Source organism: Moorella thermoacetica, assembly GCF_001267405.1.
Classification (GTDB): Bacteria; Bacillota; DSM-521; order Neomoorellales; family Neomoorellaceae; genus Neomoorella; species Neomoorella thermoacetica.
Window position 1 is genome coordinate 1,902,913 of sequence record NZ_CP012369.1, and the last position, 16,467, is coordinate 1,919,379.

The window sequence follows — 16,467 nt, forward strand, 5'->3', positions numbered from 1 at the left end:
ACACCTCCAAGTTATTTATTTAGTATGCCCTTGCTTAAAAATAATTTTCCGTTTTCCACCACCTTTTATTTAACTACCAGATTGGCAAGCTCCGCTGCAAGCAATTACTCCCAGGCCTGGATGAGACAATTCGGCCAGAAGGGCGCCTGCTTTAAAGCCCCCGGGGTACGGGGGCAGTCCGACGTTAGCTACATTTTAACGGCCAGGGTGCGAACCAGGGCGGCCGCCGCCTCAGCCCTGGTGACCTGGTGGCCGGGCTCAAAAGTAGAACCATTACCCTTCAGGATACCCAGACCCCAGGACAGGGCGACGTAACCCAGGGAATCAGATGACAGGGAACCGGCGTCGGTATAGGGCACCCGGTAAATCCCCTCCACCCGCGCGACATGATCCAGTTGAGGAGGCGGATCCTTTTATTCTTTAGTAAACAATTCCTTTAACAGGTGTCGACTAGTATTTTTTAACTCCCCTCCCTCCTTTCCAGTTCCTCCCTGATCCTTGCCTTTATACAGACGCTTAAGGCGCGTTAAAGTTCCCGCCGCTGGCAAAAATCTCCCAGCCAGTATATATTAATCTCGAAGGCATAAATATGCCGAGTAGTTCCTTATGGCTATAATAAAAATAACCCGGGAGCTAAACCGGGTTATCCGAGTCTTATCGGGGGGAATACCTTTGTCTGTCTTTTTCTTACATGCCGTCGTATCAATCCTGGCCATCCTTAATCCCATTGGTAACCTGCCTATCTTCCTCTCCCTGGTCGAAGGGGAGGCAACGGCCGATCAAATCGCCACCGCCAGAAGGGCTACCCTGGCCGCCTTCGGCTTCCTAACACTCTTTGTCCTCCTGGGTAATAATATCCTCCTCTTCTTCGGCATCACCCTGGCTGCCTTCCGGGTTGCCGGCAGTATTATCCTGTTTAGCATCGGCTATAAAATTCTCCAGGGTCGTAACATTCACAGCCGCAGCCTGGCGCCGGATATCCATGAAGACATCATGGCCCGGGACGATGTAGCCATTACTCCCCTGGCCACTCCTATCCTTGCCGGTCCTGGTTCCATCACCACCGTCATGCTCCTGGTCGGCTCCGAGTGGCGGCTCCGGACCATCCTCCTGACCGTTGCCGCTATAGCCGTCGTCACCCTGGGCACCTACTTAATCTTCCGTTATGCCACCCTTATTACCCGTCACCTGGGACCCATGGAAATGAATATCATCAGCCGCGTCATGGGTCTCCTCCTGGCAGTGATCGCCGTCCAGATGGGCGCTTCCGGCCTGCTGGAACTCTTCCCGGGCCTGGGAAGGTGAACCTACCCCTCGCTCCTGCCCCGGTGCTGGTTTACCAGAGTAGCCCGGTACCGGGCCAGGTCATAGCGCCCCCCCAGGGGCAGTGGTTGTTCTCTGTCCTGGTCCCCGGCTACGTAAGGGACGAAGCGCCACAGGCGGGCTATTACCGGGGTCCGTTCCGGCCAGGGGGTGCGACGATACTGGTTGTAAACCTCCTGGTAGACGTCAGCCGTGCGCCGGGCGATATTTTCCCAGTCGTAAACCTCTGCTACCAGGCGACGGCCGTTGGCGCTGAGTTTCGCAACCAGAGCGTCATCCTGCAGGACCGCCAGGATGTTGTCGGCCAGGGAATTGGCGTTGCCCGGATAGGCGCGCATGCCGTCAACGCCGTGAGTGATTATCTCCGCCAGGCCGCCTGTTTCGCTGGCCACCACCGGCGTCCCGGCGGCCATGGCCTCCAGGGCGACGATACCGAAGGGCTCGTAAAGGCTGGGGAAGACAGCCACCCTGGCGGCCCGGTAGAGCTGGTTGCGGGTCCGGTCGTCAATATAGCCGGCAAAACAGACCTTGTGGCCGATTCCCAGTTCCCGGGCCCGGTTCTGGAGCTGGCCTTCCATGGGTCCCCGGCCGGCAACCACCAGTTTGGCCTCCGGGCAAGAGGAGAGGATGCGAGGCATGGCCTCCAGGAGCACCTGGACTCCCTTTTCGATCACCAGGCGGCCGACAAAGAAGAGGATTTTCTCGTTAGGCGCGGCGTAACGCCGCCGGACCTCCGGGTCGACTGTCCCGGCCCGGAACTTTTTGCTATACACTCCGTTGGGTATAATGGTAATCTTGTCAGCCGGCAGCTGGAATAACCCCTGGACCTCCTGGCGCATATGCCGGCTGCAGACAATGACCCGCCAGGCTTCGTAGGTCAGCCACCATTCGACGCTGTTAATGTAGCGCTGCATGTCGTTGTGGAGGCCGCGGTTGCGGCCCGCCTCGGTGGCGTGGATGGTGGCGATGAGGGGTAAATGATAAGCGTGCTTCAAAGCCCGGCCGGTAAAGGCCACCAGCCAATCGTGGGCGTGGATAATCTGGAAGGGGCCGTACCGGCGCATGAGGATCATGGCCTCTTCCATAAAGCGGGCATTCAGTTGCAGCACCCAGACGAGAAAATCAGGGGGATGAACGGGGTAGGCTTCCACCCGGTGGACGGTCAACCCGTTCTCCCGGCTCTCGAAAGCTTCTCCGGGTCGGCCAATAGTCAGGACGTGAACATCATGGCGGGCCGCCAGGGAGATAGCCAGATCCTCCACATGGCGGGCCAAGCCGCCGACACTCTGGGGCGGGTATTCCCAGGAAAGCATCAAGATCCGCATAACCTGCCACCTTCGTTTAGCATCTCTCTATTATTCTGGCAATGCCGGCCGGCTTTAATACTTCCAAACAAGCCTTCGGTCAAAGCCGCCAACCGGGGAACGCAGTGGCGCATAATTACTGCCCTATAGATAAAACATAGTAACAGGTTATTAATTTGGAGGTTCCAGCATGCCCGAATTACGCCAGGACCCGGTGAGCCAGCGCTGGGTAATCATTGCCACCGAAAGGGCCAAAAGGCCTTCGGACTTCAAGCCTCCGCATCAAGAAAAGAATGGCAGCACCGGCTGTCCTTTCTGCCCCGGCCATGAAAGAGAAACCCCGCCGGAGGTGCTGGCCTTCCGGGTCGCCGGCACCGCCCCCGACACCCCCGGCTGGCGGGTACGGGTTGTCCCCAATAAATTTGCCGCCCTGGCCCCCGGCGACGATGTAACCATAGAAAATAGGGGTTTATACCGGACCATGAGCGGCACCGGTGCCCACGAAGTCATAATCGAGGGTCCCGATCACAACACCTTTTTCCCCGATATGGCCCCGGATCATGCCGTCCAGGTCTTTAAGGCCTGGCGCCAGCGTTATCTGCAATTGAGCCGGGATAAGAAACTACAATATATCCAGCTCTTTAAAAACCATGGCCGCACGGCCGGAGCCTCCCTGGAACACCCCCACAGCCAGTTAATCGCCACTCCCCTGGTACCAGTTACCGTCAGCCAGGAAATGGATAGATTTAAGTCCTACTGGCAGGAACAAGAGAGCTGCCTCCTCTGCGATGTCGTAGAGGCCGAACTGGAAGCCGGGGCCAGGGTCACCGGCTTCAATAGTGAGTTCCTGGCCTTTTGTCCCTTTGCCTCCCGGTTTCCCATGGAGACCTGGATCGTACCCCGCAGGCACCAGACAGGCTTCGGCGACTGCGACGACGTGCAGCTTAAGCAACTGGGCGCCATCGTACAGGAAACCCTGGGCCGGCTGAAAAAGGCGGCTGGTGACCCGCCCTTTAACCTGGTCCTCCATACGGCCCCCCTACATCAGGACGACGTTATCTATCACTGGCATTTGGAACTATTGCCCCGGCTGGCCATCGTCGCCGGGTTTGAGTGGGGAACAGGTATCTATATCAACCCCACCCCGCCGGAAATTGCGGCCCAGTCTCTCAATGAAATTAAACTGGATCAGGAGGCACTGGCTTAAGCTAACCGTAGGGAGCAGCCGTGAACGGGCGAACTGGTAAAATTGCGCAAGGCAGAAAATTTCCCGCCTCCCACTTCCCGGCATCCCAGATAGGAGGAAGCGCGATGAACAAACCCTTGAAGATCTTGCTGGTTTCTCCCGAGGTTGCACCCCTGGCCAAAACCGGCGGCCTGGCTGATGTGGCCGGTAGCCTGCCCAAAGCCCTGGCGGCCAAGGGCCACGAGGTCAGGGTAGCCATGCCCCGTTACCGCCAGGTCAAGGAGGTTAACTACCTCACCGATCTGCCGGTAGAGATGGACGGCAGCCTGGAGACAGCCGTCATTCGCCAGGGGAAACTGCCCGGGGAAGCCGGGATCCCGGTATACCTGATCGACAACTACAAGTTTTTCTACCGTGATGGCATGTATGGTTACGGCGATGACGCCGCACGGTTCAATTTCTTCTGCAAAGCCGTGCTGTCCATGCTGCCCTGGCTGGAGTTTCAGCCGGATATCATCCATTGTAACGACTGGCAGACCGGTCCCATACCCCTGTTCCTCAAGGTAAAGCACGAGGACAACCCTTTTTACCGGGAGACGGCAACCATCTATACCATCCATAACCTGCAGTACCAGGGTACCTTTCCCCGCAACATCCTCAAGACCATGGCCCTCAGCGAGGAATTCTTTGTCCCGGAACGCCTGGAGTTTTACGGGCAGGTCAGCTATATGAAGGCCGGGATCCTGTACGCCGACCTGGTGAACACCGTCAGCAAGAAATACGCCCTGGAAATCCAGACGCCGGAGTACGGGGAGCGCCTGGACGGCCTGCTCCGTAAAAGGGCAGCCGACCTGAGGGGCATCCTGAACGGCATCGACTATGAGGAGTTCGACCCGGCCACCGACCGGCGCCTGGCAGTCAATTACGACGCCGATCACCTGGAGAAGAAAGGGGAAAACAAGGCGGCCCTGCAGCGGGAGATGGAACTGCCCGTCAGGGACGTCCCCGTCCTGGGCCTGATCTCCCGCCTGGTGAGCCAGAAGGGTCTCGACCTCCTGGCCGCTATCCTGGACCCATTGATGCAACAGGACCTGCAGTTCGTCCTCCTGGGCAGCGGCGAGGACTACTACCAGCAGCTTTTCTCCCGATATAAGGTAAAATATCGCGATAAAATGGCCGTGAAAATCGGCTTTGACCCGGTCCTGGCCCAGCATATCTACGCCGGGTGCGATATCTTCCTGATGCCATCCCGGTTCGAGCCCTGCGGCCTGGGGCAGATGATCAGCCTGCGCTATGGTGCCGTCCCGGTGGTCAGGGCAACTGGCGGCCTGGAGGATACCATCAAAGACTTGCACCAGTATCCGGGAGTGGGTAACGGCTTTACCTTCCGTGATTACCAGCCCCAGGCCCTCCTGGATACCATCAACCGCGCCCTGCACGTCTACCGCCACGAACCCGGAGAATGGCGTAAACTGATGCGGCGGGGCATGGCCGCCGATTTCTCCTGGAGCGCTTCGGCCGGTCACTACGAGGAAATGTACCGCGAGGCCCTGGAGAAGAGGCGGGCCGCCATGTTTAAGGTAGGGTAAAATCCAAAAACCCCGGGATATCAGGACCCCGGGAAAGCTAATAATTAACCCCTTGCACTTCCGGCAAGGGGTTAATTGCTAACGTCGGCCAGGGCGCTCGCCGTTATGGATTTCAAAGCTCCAGTTGAGACCGTTGTTGTTATCCCAGTTATCGGCGCTGTCTTTAAAGCAGATATTCAGGCGACTGGTATCTTCCACCCGGATGTTTTTCACCCAGCCGTAGCCGGTGCGCTCCATGCGGTAATCGCAGACATTCTGCCAGTTATTGGCGTCGCCGTAACCGGTATGCATCCATACCTGGTCGGCGCCGCAGGCATCCAGGAGGCCGTGGTAGAGGATTGTAACTTCATCGCCCGCAGTGATGGGTACGGGGTCGACCACCACCCCGCCGGGGTATTCGGCAGCCCGCATCTGCTGCAATCTGGTGCCCTCGTCGCTAACAAAGCGGCTGCGGTTTTTATCGCCCAAGGTGATTACCTCCCAGGGAAAATTTCTATAGTTTATCTTTCCCTGGAGCCGGGCCGGGCTATACGGCGGTCACGGCCGCCTTTTTCCGGGCTTCCTGGTAATCCTCATAGATGTGGGCCAGTTCCTTATCAAAGAGGGGGCGCTTGAGTTCCACCGCCAGGGCACGCACCCTGGCGAGGATAGCTGCGGCGTCTGCTTCTTCCAGGTGCACGCCGTACTCGGCAAACTTGGCCTTAATGGCCGCCGTGCCCGAGTGCTTGCCGATGACAATCTGCCGTTCCAGGCCGACCTCTTCCGGCGTCATTACTTCGTAGGTGCGCGGGTCCTTCAGGGCGCCGTCGGCATGAATACCGGACTCGTGGGCAAACATATTGCTGCCCACAACGGCTTTCCAGGCCGGTAGTTGCCGGCGTGCCACCAGGGAAACGTACTCGGCCAGCTCGCGGAACTGCTCGGTTTTAAACTTTAAGTCAATATTTTCCAGATATTTTAAGGCCATGACCACTTCCTCCAGGGCGGCGTTGCCGGCCCGTTCGCCCAGGCCCACCACCGTCACCCCGGCGTACTTGGCCCCGGCGCGGATGCCGGCCAGGGTATTGGCCGTTGCCATGCCAAAGTCGTTGTGCATGTGCATCTCTACATCCAGGCCCACTTCTTCGATCAACCATTTTATTTTTTCATAAGTGCCGAAGGGATCCATTATGCCCACCGTATCGCAGAAGCGCAGGCGGTCGGCGCCGGCCTCCCGGGCAGCCCGAGCAAACTGTAATAGGTAATCGGGATCGGTGCGGCTGGCGTCCTCGGCATTGACGGAGACGTAGAGGTTGTGCTTCTTGGCGAACTCGCAGGCCCGGGACATGGACTCAATGACCTTTTCCCTGGTGCTGCGCAGTTTGTGTTCGATATGGATATCAGAAGTAGAAATGGAGATGGCTACGGCATCGCAGCCACAATCGATGGAATGCCGGACATCGTCAATGACAGCCCGGTTCCAGCCCATGATACTCGCCCGCAAACCGGCATCGACAATCTCCTTGATGACCTTTTTCTCATCACCGCCCATGACCGGTACGCCGGCTTCAATTTGATCGACACCGATAGCGTCCAGCATCTTGGCAATGCGCAGTTTTTCACTGTTGGCAAAGACCACCCCGGCTGTTTGTTCGCCGTCCCGGAGGGTGGTATCGACGATTTTAATCTGTCCGCCCATTTTTTCACCCCTTTTTTGAAGGCTTTACGCCGGCATATTCTAGATGTATTCCGCAAAAAAATAACGTTTCCTGCCCGATATTAGCGAGAATCCAGTATACTTCACCGTCTCTTGAGCCAGTCAGCGGCGGCGTATTTCGCCCGCAGTTCCTTAAGGCGCCCTTTTTCTCCCTCCGTCAGCCCGCCCGGGACAAATTCCACGGCGTAGAGCCTGGTGAAGGCCCGGACAATATTCTCCTTTATTACCCCGGCCTCGACCCTGCGGCCCAGAACTTCTTCCAGGCCGCAGGCCTGGTGATAAAACTTCGCTAGGAGACGCTGGCGTACGGCCTCCGAGGGCATCTTCAGGACGGCGAAGAGATCGTCGCCATTCAGGGTGAGAACTATCGAACCGTGCTGGAGGACCACGCCGCCTTTACGGGTCTGGGCGCTACCCACCAGCTTGCGGCCGCCGCAGGTTATCTCGTACCAGGAGGGGGCGTCAAAACAGGCGGCTGTGGTATGCTCCTCGCGACCACCCTTACGGCCCGAGGCGATCTCCACCGGCGCCCCCAGCTCTCTAAGCCCTGCGGCCAGAGCCTTTGCCAGGCGCAGGTAAGAGGGGCGGATGCCACCGATCATCAGTGGATGATCCTCCCTGGCTACCACGCTGTAGGTTACTTCATCGTCGTGGAGAACGGCCCGGCCGCCCGTCAGGCGCCGGACCAGCCCCAGGCCCCGCTCCTTGACGGCCTCCAGATCGATTTCTTTCTCTAGCTGCTGGAAATAACCCAGGGAGATAGTGGGCGGCGACCAGGCGTAAAAACGTAAAGTAGGCGGCGTTTTTCCCTCCCGGTGCTCCAGGAGGATGGCCTCGTCTATGGCCATATTGGTGTAAGGATCGGATACGCCGGTATCGAGCAGGCGCCAGGTTTCAGCTGGCATAAATATACCTCCATGGACCTGAACGGACTGCATGACATTAATACTTTTTAAGGATATCATGATATCCGCAGGCTAATAAAACCAAAGTATCACCGTTCCGCTCAAAAATCACCCTGATGCTGATGCTGGCATAGGCCTCCCAAAAGGGTGTTCCTTTAATACGATGTACCTTCAGAGAAGGATGGCTCGGGTTTTGAGCCAGAAAAAGTATAGTTTTCAACACGTGCTTTTGAGCTTCCTTGCTTAACTCTTGAAACTGTTCCAAGAAACTATCAGTTCTTATTATCTGTGGCATTCTCCAGTTCTCCTAGCAATTCCTCAACATCGCTGTAAGTCTTAACCCGCCCCTCTGCCAGATCCCGCAAGCTATTCTTCATCCTCTCCTGCCATTCCCCGCTCCAGAAATACTCCTGTTCCCTAGGGTGCCAGTCAACCGGGACAAGGCGAAGGCTGTTGCTATTTTCCTCCAACTCTAAACGTACATAATCCCCCTCTTTAAGGCCCAGTTTCTTCGCCAGTTGGCCTATACTGATAAGCATCCTCTTCTGTATCTGCTGAATTACCGCATATTCCTGTTTCACGTTTATCGCACTCCTTATTGATTCCGTTCTTCTGTATTATAACACAGATTGAAAAAAAAGAATACCTACTTAACAAAGATAACCGAGGGTGTGCCGTACAGGTTCGCCAAAACGCTGATAAAAAAGCCGGCAGGCTTTAAGCCTGCCAATAGTAAAAGTAATCGTCTTCCTGTCTTTTACTACCTGCCCCGCCAGCGTAAAACCGGGTTCCTGGCAGCGCCCACCTCGTCCAGGCGCCGCACTGGGGTGTTATGGGGCGCCTGGTGCAGAGCCTCCGGGTTCTCAACTGCCTCTTTAGCAATAGCAATCAAAGCGTCGCAGAAGGCGTCCAGGTTCTCCCGGGGCTCCGTTTCCGTCGGTTCGATCATCATGGCCTCGCGGACAATGAGGGGGAAGTAGATGGTAGGCGCATGGAAACCGTAGTCCAGGAGGCGTTTGGCTATATCCAGGGTATGAACGCCGGCATCAGTTACCTCCTGGGACGGTGCGATGACAAACTCGTGCTTGCACAGCCGGTCGAAGGGCACCTTGAAGTAGGGCCTGAGGCGCGCCAGCATGTAGTTGGCATTCAAAACCGCCTGTTGGCTGACCCTCTTCAGGCCCGGGGCCCCCAGGGAGCGGATATAGGTGTAGGCCTTGACCATGACGCCGAAATTACCATAGAAGGAACGTACCTGGCCGATGCTCTGGGGCCGGTCGTAATCCAGGTAATACTGGCCGTCCTCCCGGCGAGCCACCACCGGCACCGGCAGGAAGGCAGCCAGGTGCTCCTTCACCCCCACCGGGCCGCTGCCGGGACCACCGCCGCCGTGGGGGGTGGAGAAGGTCTTGTGGAGGTTTAAGTGAACTACGTCAAAGCCCATATCTCCCGGCCTGGTGAGGCCCATGATGGCGTTCAGGTTGGCGCCGTCATAATAGAGGAGGCCGCCGGCTGCATGGACGATGGCTGCCATGGCCTCGATATTGCTCTCAAAGAGGCCCAGGGTGTTGGGGTTGGTCAGCATCAGGGCCGCCGTCCTGGGGCCGACGGCAGCCTTCAGGGCTTCAAGATCCACTAGCCCCCCCTCGTCGGAGGGTATCTGGACTACCTCCAGGCCGGCCATGGCGGCACTGGCCGGGTTGGTGCCATGGGCGGAATCCGGCACCAGCACCTGGCGCCGTTCCCGGTCACCGCGGCTCTGATGATAGGCGGCGATGACAGCCAGGCCGGTATACTCTCCGTGGGCGCCGGCGGCCGGCTGCAGGGTGATGGCATCCATGCCGGTGATTTCCGCGAGATACTCCTGCAGGTTGTACATGAGTTCCAGGGCCCCCTGGGCCGCCTCAACCGGCACCAGCGGGTGCAGTCCCGTAAAGCCTGGCAAGTTGGCCGTCGCTTCATTGATCTTGGGGTTATACTTCATGGTACAGGAACCTAAGGGGTAGAAACCGGTATCGACGCCATAGTTCATAGTGGATAAATGGGTAAAATGGCGGACGACCTCTACTTCGCTCAATTCCGGCAGGGCAGCATCGGACCGGCGGCGTGTTGCTTCGGGGAGGTAATCCTCCACTTTCCCCGGTACATCACATTCCGGCAGGGTGTAACCTTGCCTTCCGGGGGCACCGAGTTCAAATAGTAAGGGTTCCGTCTTCATGCCAGTATCCCCCTCATGGCCGCCACCAGGGCGTCTATTTCCTCCCTGGTCCGGACTTCGGTTACGGTAAAGAGCAGGGCATTTTTAAGTTCGGGATAGAAGCGACCCAGGTCGAAACCGGCGGCAAAACCATTTTCCGCCAGTCTCCGGGCTACAGTTGCCGGTGAAAGCTTTGTCTGCAGGACAAACTCATGGAAAAAAGGACCGTTAAAAACCGGCGTTACCCCTGGTAGGGCGGCCAGCTTCTTTTGCGCATAATGGGCCTTCAACAGGCACTGGCTGGCCACCTCCTTCAGGCCTTCCCGGCCCATGGCGGCAAGGTAGATGGTGGCCGCCAGGGCGCAGAGGGCTTCATTGGAACAAATATTGGACGTCGCCTTTTCCCGGCGAATATGCTGCTCCCGGGCCTGGAGGGTCAGGACATAGGCGCGTTTGCCGTCCACGTCCTTGGTCTGGCCGACGATGCGGCCCGGCAAGCGCCGGACCAGCTTTTCCCTGGCGGCGATAAAACCCAAATAGGGACCGCCGAAGTTCAAGGGGTTACCCAGACTCTGGCCCTCGCCTACGGCCAGATCGGCGCCGTATTCCCCCGGAGCCGCCAGCAGCCCCAGGGAAACGGGATCGACGACGGCAATACCTAAAGCCCTGGCCTTGTGAGCCAGATCAGTTGCTTCGGCCATGGCTTCAATCTGGCCGAAGAAATTGGGATTCTGCAGGATTACCCCGGCGACGTCCTTGCCCGCCAGTTTTTCCAGGGCCTCCAGGTCCGTCCGACCATCCTGCAGGGGCACCTCCGCCAGTTCTACCCCCTGACCCTTGGCATAGGTGCTCAGGACGGTCCGGTACTGGGGATTCACGGAGCGGGAGACCAAAATTTTCTGCCGCCGGGTGGCGTTACAAGCTACCAGGGCCGCCTCGGCCATGGCCGTGGCCCCGTCGTAATGGGAAGCGGTGGCTACATCCAGGCCCGTAAGCTCACAGATTAACGATTGAAATTCAAAGATAGCCTGGAGGGTCCCCTGACTGATCTCCGGTTGATAGGGTGTATAGGCCGTGTAAAACTCGGAGCGGGCCAGGAGGTGTCCTACCACGCTGGGAATGTAGTGTTCGTAGGCTCCGGCGCCCAGGAAGGAGACCAGCTTTTTGTTCTTCCCGGCCAGTTCCTCCAGGTGGCGCCATACTTCAGCCTCCGCCATGGGCCGGGGGAGATTGAGCTCCCGGCCCAGGCGTACGCTGGCAGGTACATCACTAAAAAGCTCTTCCATCCGGTGGGCACCGCAGGCCGCCAGCATCTGCTGCTGTTCCGCCGCCGTGGTGGGAATGTAGGTCATCCCCTTACTCCCCCTTCTCCTCCTTTACCAGTTCCAGGTAAGCACTGGCATCCATGAGGCTTTCTACTTCACTCGGATCGCTCAATTCCAGTTCAATCATCCAGCCCTTGCCGTAGGGGTCGGCGTTGATGTCCTGGGGGGCGTCCAGGAGGGCTTCGTTAACAGCCACCACCTTGCCGCCCACCGGCGCATAGACGTCGGAAGCCGACTTTACCGACTCGACGACCCCAAAGCTGTCGCCCGTCGCCAGTTCATCCCCTACCTGGGGCAGTTCCACAAAAACTATGTCCCCCAGGGACTCCTGGGCATAGTCGGTAATACCGATACGGGCACGGTTACCATCGACTTCTACCCACTCATGGTCTTTACTATAATGCAGATGAGCCGGGAAATTCATGCCATTAATTCCTCCTTTTAAAAAGATTTCGGCTTACTTTTTGGGGCGGCGATAGAAGGGGAGTTTCACCACCCGGGCGCGGTTGACACGGCCGCGGATGCTCACTTCTACTTCGCCGCCGGTAGAGACAGTTCCTGCCGCCACCAGGGCCAGAGCGATATTTTGTCCCAGGGTTGGCGCCAGGGAACCTGAGGTAACGTAACCAATCTCCTTGCCTGCCGCCAGGACGGGGTATTCCGGCCGGGGGATCCCCCGGTCGATCATGGTCAGTCCCACCAGTTGCCTCCTGACCCCGGCTTCCCGCTGGGCTGCCAGGGCCTCCCTCCCGTTAAATTCGCCCTTCTCCAGGCGGACAAAGCGGTGCAAACCGGCCTCCAGGGGGCTGATGTCCGGGCCCAACTCGTGGCCGTAAAGGGGCAGGGCCGCCTCCAGCCTTAGAGTATCCCTGGCCCCCAGTCCGGCCGGGACCAGGCCTGCCTCCCTGCCGGCGGCCAGGATATTCCGCCACATGGTAGGGGCTGCGGCCGCCTCAAAGTAAAGCTCGAAACCGTCTTCGCCGGTGTAGCCGGTGCGGGAGATCAGGCAATGAACCCCCAGAACCTGGCCCTCGGTCCAGCGGTAATAACCCAGGGAGGCCAGGTCGACCCTCGTCAGGGGCCGGAGAATTTCCAGGGCTCGTGGCCCCTGGAGGGCCAGTTGAGCTGTAGCTGCGGAGATATTGCTGACCTCAACCCGGAAACCGCTAGCGTTCTCCTGGATCCAGGCAAAGTCCTTGTCAATGTTACCGGCGTTGACTACCAGGAGATATTCTCCTTCTCCCCGGGGATAGACCAGCAGGTCGTCGACTACGCCCCCGTCCGGGTAACACATAGGGCTGTAGATGACCCTGTCCCCGGTGGCCCGGTCGGCATCGTTGGTAAGCAGCTTCTGGACCAGCGCCAGGGCGTCAGGTCCCTTTATGGTAATCTCCCCCATATGGGAGACGTCAAAGAGCCCGGCACAGTTACGCACCCGCTGATGTTCCTCAATAATGCTGCTGTACTGGACGGGCATCAACCAGCCGCCGAATTCCACCATTTTGGCCCCGGCAGCCACGTGCTCCCCGTAGAGGGGCGTCTTTTTTAAATCGGCCACTGATAACTCCACCTCACTTCTATTAGTATGTCCACAAAAAAAGCCATCACCGTTCCTTAACGGTGATGGCCTCTGTCCTGGTACCTGAGAGATTAGGCAGTTGCCTGCCTTCCCCTTTGGTGTCCCCTGAAGCCGGCTGTTTCCGGGCCAAGCGGCTACCCGCCGACCCTAAGGTCGGGTGTTGAAACCGGCTTTAAGGAAGCTCTCCAGAGTTGGGTCCGGGAGCGGTACTTTTGCCTGAGAGGTTCCTTCCCCCGTCACCTGCCGGGGAAAATTGCTCCTTCGGCGCCCTTTAAAGGGTCTCTTCCACTCCCCTCATCCGCCCGGTATGTAGTTGTGTAAATATGATATTCGCTTTGGTAGGAGAAATTCCTGCTATGTCAGGAAACTTTGCAGGTATTTTTTGCGGGTGAAGTTAATCAAGTTTGCAGGTGTCTTTGGGGGGATTGGATAGCACTGGAATCGTAATCACCTAGTGAAATTCACCGTATTTCTTTGACTAATACAAAAACCCGGTAACCCTTAAGGGATACCAGGGCTTGCTACCGAAAGATTCTCCTGGAGAGAATCCTTGTCCAGGGTTTTGATCCCGATCTGCCGGGCCAGTTTCCGGGCGGTGGGACAGGCGGCTATCCCGCCGGCACCCGTCTCCCGTAATTCCGGCGGCAGGGCGCGACCGACCTGGACCATGGCTGCGACTATTTCATCAAAAGGTATATAGCACTGGACGCCGGCCAGGGCAATGTCGGCCGCCACCAGGGCCTGGGCCGCGCCCATGGCGTTGCGCATGACGCAGGGGACCTCCACCAGGCCACCCACGGGGTCGCAGACCAGTCCCATCAGGCCCTGCAGGGCGACCCCGGCGGCGTTGGCGGCCTGGACCGCATCCCCTCCGGTCATTTCCACGGCCGCCGCTGCCGCCATGGCGGCGGCCACCCCTACCTCGGCCTGGCACCCCAGGGCGGCCCCCGAAAGGGAGGCCTGCCCGGCGGCCACCATGCCGATACCGGCGGCCGCAAAGAGCCCATCGATAAGCAGGTCTTCGTCCAGCCCCTTTTCCGCTTCCAGGGCCAGCAGGACCCCTGGAAGGATGCCGCAGGAGCCAGCCGTCGGCGCGGCTACCACCCGGCCCATGGAAGCGTTGACCTCAGCTACGGCCATGGCCAGGGCAATGGCCCGGGCGGTGGTGGCGGCACAGAGGCTCTGCCCTGCCAGGCGCCTTTCCTCCAGGAGTTTTCCGCCCCCGCCTACCAGGCCGCTGGGGGAACGGATGTCTTCATGCAACCCTTTCCTGGCAGCCGCCCGCATAACGGCCAGCCTCTCCCCCATCGCCCGGCGCACCTCTTCGCGGCTCTTACCCTCCAGGTCTTCCTGGTAGCGGATGACTACCCCGGCCAGGGTCAGCCCTTCATCCGCGGCTATCTGCAGGAGTTCAGCCATGCTTTGAAAATTATACCGGGTCAATCTGGATCACCCGCTCCATCATTGGTAGGGCCCGCATGGCCGGCACCAGCCCCGGAGGAATTGCCTGGTCGGTTTCGACGACCATCAGGGCCTGTTCACCTGCTTCCCGGCGGGATACTCGCATGCCGGCAATATTTACTCCCACCCCGGCCAGCAAAGCGGCCACCGCCGCTATTACCCCCGGCCGGTCGGGATAGGCTGCCACCAGGGTCGGCAGGTCCCCGTATATTTCCACCTCAAAGGCATCAATCTTATTAACTACTACCTGGGCCCCACCCAGGGAGGAGGCCTCCACCTGGACTTTCCCTTCCCGGCCCTCCAGGTTTAACTGTACGGAGTTGGGATGGACGTCACCCAGATCTTTCTCGCCGAAGGTGACCTCCAGCCCCTCCCGGGGAGCCAGCTCCAGGGCTTCCCTGACCCTTTCGTCGGCAACATCGAAACTTAGGAGCCCGGCTACCAGGGCCCGATCGGTGCCGTGGCCGCGGACAGTGCGGGCGAAGGAGCCGTGGAGAAGGATCTCGGCCCGCAAGGGCTGTTCGCCCAGGATGGCCCGGGCCAGGCGGCCGATACGCACCGCCCCGGCGGTATGGGAACTGGAAGGCCCGATCATTACCGGGCCGATGATTTGAAAGGCATCCACACTGGTCCCCCCGTGGCCGGGTTATATCCTCCTGAACTCTATCGACACCAAACCGGAAATAAAACCGGTCACCTGATTCCACCGCCTATATTATACCCCGTTCTTCCATCAGGCAAGGTTTTATTCCTCCCATAACACCGCTAACCTTATTGCATGGATTTAACCTATCCACCGGCGGTGAACTAAATAGAGCCCATTAGCTGGATTTCAATTGCCTGCTCCTTACCCGGCGACAACCTCCGTCCCGGAGCGGCCGGCCACTGCTTCTGCGGCCCGGGCCAGGGAACCGATAATGGCTTTCTCGCCCCCAGCTTCGACAAAGGCGATGGCTGCTTCTACTTTGGGGCCCATACTGCCGGGAGGGAATTGGCCCTCGGCCAGGTAGCGGCGGGCTTCACTGACAGTCAACCTCTCTACCTCCCGCTGGGTAGGCAGGCCGTAGTCCAGGCAGACCCGCTCCACGTCCGTGAGCAGGAAAAGGACCTCGGCCTCTACCTGGCTGGCCAGGATGGTGGCTGCGCGGTCCTTATCAATCACAGCCTCAACGCCGGCCAGGCTACCGTCGTCCCGGCGCACCACCGGGATGCCGCCGCCCCCGGCGGCCACTACGATGATGCCCGCCCGGATCAGGGCCTTGATGGCTTCCCGCTCGATTATCTCCAGTGGCCTGGGTGAGGGGACTACCCGTCGCCAGCCGCGGTGGCTGTCTTCCACCATCCTGTAGCCTCGTTCCTGCATCAATTTTACGGCTTCTTCCTGGCTGTAAAAGGGACCCACCGGCTTGGTAGGATTCTGGAAGGCCGGGTCGTCGGCGGCAACCACCACCTGGGTAACTATGGAGGCCACCGGTACCTTTAACCCGTGACACGCCAGTTCATAACCCAGAGCCTGTTGAATGGCGTAACCGATGGATCCCTGGGTGTTGGACACCAGGACGTCCAGGGGCATGGCCGGGACGATATCTTTGGCAATTTCGTTTTTAATTAGCATATTGCCCACCTGGGGACCATTCCCGTGGGTCAAAACCAGGCGATACCCCTCGCGGACGAGATCGACCAGCTGCCGGCAGGTGGCCGCGACATTGGCCTTCTGCTCGGCAAAGGTCCCCTTTTCGCCAGGGCGGGTAATGGCGTTACCACCGAAGGCCATAACTACGGTCCGGGGCATTGCTATCCCTCCATGTAACCACGCTTTACTTTATACCTATTTATTCAATATGAATTTAATTTTTCCTGCCGGTAGCAAGAAATTTTTAAGTAAACCGATAGGCCCCCCAA

At 58.7% G+C, this 16,467-nt stretch carries 17 protein-coding genes and 1 riboswitch; of the genes, 3 read left to right on the plus strand and 14 right to left on the minus strand.

Annotation, left to right across the window (positions count from 1 at the left end):
- Nucleotides 1-188: 188 nt before the first annotated feature.
- Entirely contained in the window at nucleotides 189-359 is a 171-nt protein-coding gene (locus tag MOTHE_RS13185; protein ID WP_158499114.1) for an S-layer homology domain-containing protein, read from the minus strand.
- A gap of 313 nt (nucleotides 360-672) precedes the next feature.
- Here MOTHE_RS13185 and MOTHE_RS09515 point away from each other — a divergent pair, with 313 nt between their 5' ends.
- The gene (locus tag MOTHE_RS09515) at nucleotides 673-1,305 is read left to right on the plus strand and encodes a MarC family protein (protein WP_011393431.1); all 633 of its coding nucleotides are present in this window, start codon (nucleotides 673-675) and stop codon (nucleotides 1,303-1,305) included.
- A gap of 2 nt (nucleotides 1,306-1,307) precedes the next feature.
- On the opposite strand, the gene MOTHE_RS09520 is transcribed toward MOTHE_RS09515, so the two are convergent.
- On the minus strand, nucleotides 1,308-2,648 hold the full coding sequence (locus tag MOTHE_RS09520; RefSeq protein ID WP_011393432.1) for a glycosyltransferase family 4 protein: 1,341 nt from the start codon (nucleotides 2,646-2,648) through the stop codon (nucleotides 1,308-1,310).
- Nucleotides 2,649-2,817: 169 nt separating this feature from the next.
- Here MOTHE_RS09520 and galT point away from each other — a divergent pair, with 169 nt between their 5' ends.
- Together galT and glgA are read left to right on the plus strand one after the other, a co-directional pair.
- Nucleotides 2,818-3,834, plus strand: a complete 1,017-nt coding sequence (gene galT / locus MOTHE_RS09525) for a galactose-1-phosphate uridylyltransferase (protein ID WP_011393433.1) — start codon at nucleotides 2,818-2,820, stop codon at nucleotides 3,832-3,834.
- A gap of 104 nt (nucleotides 3,835-3,938) precedes the next feature.
- Entirely contained in the window at nucleotides 3,939-5,402 is a 1,464-nt protein-coding gene (gene glgA / locus MOTHE_RS09530; protein WP_011393434.1) for a glycogen synthase GlgA, read from the plus strand.
- A 78-nt stretch (nucleotides 5,403-5,480) separates the two neighbouring features.
- Here the strand turns inward: glgA and MOTHE_RS09535 are convergent, their stop codons facing one another.
- The 12 genes from MOTHE_RS09535 to arcC all read right to left on the minus strand — a co-directional run bounded on the left by MOTHE_RS09535 (nucleotide 5,481) and on the right by arcC (nucleotide 16,357).
- Nucleotides 5,481-5,870 carry a carbohydrate-binding protein gene (locus MOTHE_RS09535; protein ID WP_011393435.1) on the minus strand — a complete coding sequence of 130 codons (390 nt, stop codon included), beginning with the start codon at nucleotides 5,868-5,870 and terminating at the stop codon, nucleotides 5,481-5,483.
- Between the two features lie 58 nt (nucleotides 5,871-5,928).
- The gene (gene nifV, locus MOTHE_RS09540) at nucleotides 5,929-7,080 is read right to left on the minus strand and encodes a homocitrate synthase (RefSeq protein WP_053094981.1); all 1,152 of its coding nucleotides are present in this window, start codon (nucleotides 7,078-7,080) and stop codon (nucleotides 5,929-5,931) included.
- Nucleotides 7,081-7,181: 101 nt separating this feature from the next.
- On the minus strand, nucleotides 7,182-8,003 hold the full coding sequence (locus MOTHE_RS09545) for a lipoate--protein ligase family protein (RefSeq protein WP_011393437.1): 822 nt from the start codon (nucleotides 8,001-8,003) through the stop codon (nucleotides 7,182-7,184).
- A 37-nt stretch (nucleotides 8,004-8,040) separates the two neighbouring features.
- On the minus strand, nucleotides 8,041-8,298 hold the full coding sequence (locus MOTHE_RS09550) for a type II toxin-antitoxin system RelE/ParE family toxin (RefSeq protein ID WP_011393438.1): 258 nt from the start codon (nucleotides 8,296-8,298) through the stop codon (nucleotides 8,041-8,043).
- A complete protein-coding gene (locus MOTHE_RS09555) occupies nucleotides 8,276-8,584 on the minus strand; it encodes a transcriptional regulator (protein ID WP_011393439.1) in 309 nt (102 codons plus the stop codon). The genes MOTHE_RS09550 and MOTHE_RS09555 overlap by 23 nt, the downstream gene beginning before the upstream one ends.
- A gap of 179 nt (nucleotides 8,585-8,763) precedes the next feature.
- Nucleotides 8,764-10,221: an aminomethyl-transferring glycine dehydrogenase subunit GcvPB gene (gene gcvPB, locus MOTHE_RS09560; RefSeq protein ID WP_011393440.1), complete on the minus strand. Its 1,458-nt coding sequence runs from the start codon at nucleotides 10,219-10,221 to the stop codon at nucleotides 8,764-8,766.
- On the minus strand, nucleotides 10,218-11,552 hold the full coding sequence (gene gcvPA / locus MOTHE_RS09565; RefSeq protein ID WP_011393441.1) for an aminomethyl-transferring glycine dehydrogenase subunit GcvPA: 1,335 nt from the start codon (nucleotides 11,550-11,552) through the stop codon (nucleotides 10,218-10,220). The genes gcvPB and gcvPA overlap by 4 nt, the downstream gene beginning before the upstream one ends.
- 4 nt (nucleotides 11,553-11,556) lie before the next feature.
- Entirely contained in the window at nucleotides 11,557-11,949 is a 393-nt protein-coding gene (gene gcvH / locus MOTHE_RS09570; protein ID WP_011393442.1) for a glycine cleavage system protein GcvH, read from the minus strand.
- 33 nt (nucleotides 11,950-11,982) lie between these two features.
- Complete coding sequence (gene gcvT, locus MOTHE_RS09575) at nucleotides 11,983-13,083, minus strand: glycine cleavage system aminomethyltransferase GcvT (protein ID WP_011393443.1); 1,101 nt, start codon at nucleotides 13,081-13,083, stop codon at nucleotides 11,983-11,985.
- A 215-nt stretch (nucleotides 13,084-13,298) separates the two neighbouring features.
- A riboswitch (glycine riboswitch) is annotated at nucleotides 13,299-13,402 on the minus strand.
- Nucleotides 13,403-13,605: 203 nt separating this feature from the next.
- A complete protein-coding gene (gene sdaAA / locus MOTHE_RS09580) occupies nucleotides 13,606-14,523 on the minus strand; it encodes an L-serine ammonia-lyase, iron-sulfur-dependent, subunit alpha (protein ID WP_053095258.1) in 918 nt (305 codons plus the stop codon).
- Nucleotides 14,524-14,533: 10 nt separating this feature from the next.
- Nucleotides 14,534-15,190 (minus strand): L-serine ammonia-lyase, iron-sulfur-dependent subunit beta, encoded by a 657-nt coding sequence (sdaAB, locus tag MOTHE_RS09585; protein WP_011393445.1) that lies wholly within the window; start codon nucleotides 15,188-15,190, stop codon nucleotides 14,534-14,536.
- A gap of 222 nt (nucleotides 15,191-15,412) precedes the next feature.
- Nucleotides 15,413-16,357 (minus strand): carbamate kinase, encoded by a 945-nt coding sequence (gene arcC / locus MOTHE_RS09590; protein WP_011393446.1) that lies wholly within the window; start codon nucleotides 16,355-16,357, stop codon nucleotides 15,413-15,415.
- Between the last annotated feature and the right edge of the window lie 110 nt (nucleotides 16,358-16,467).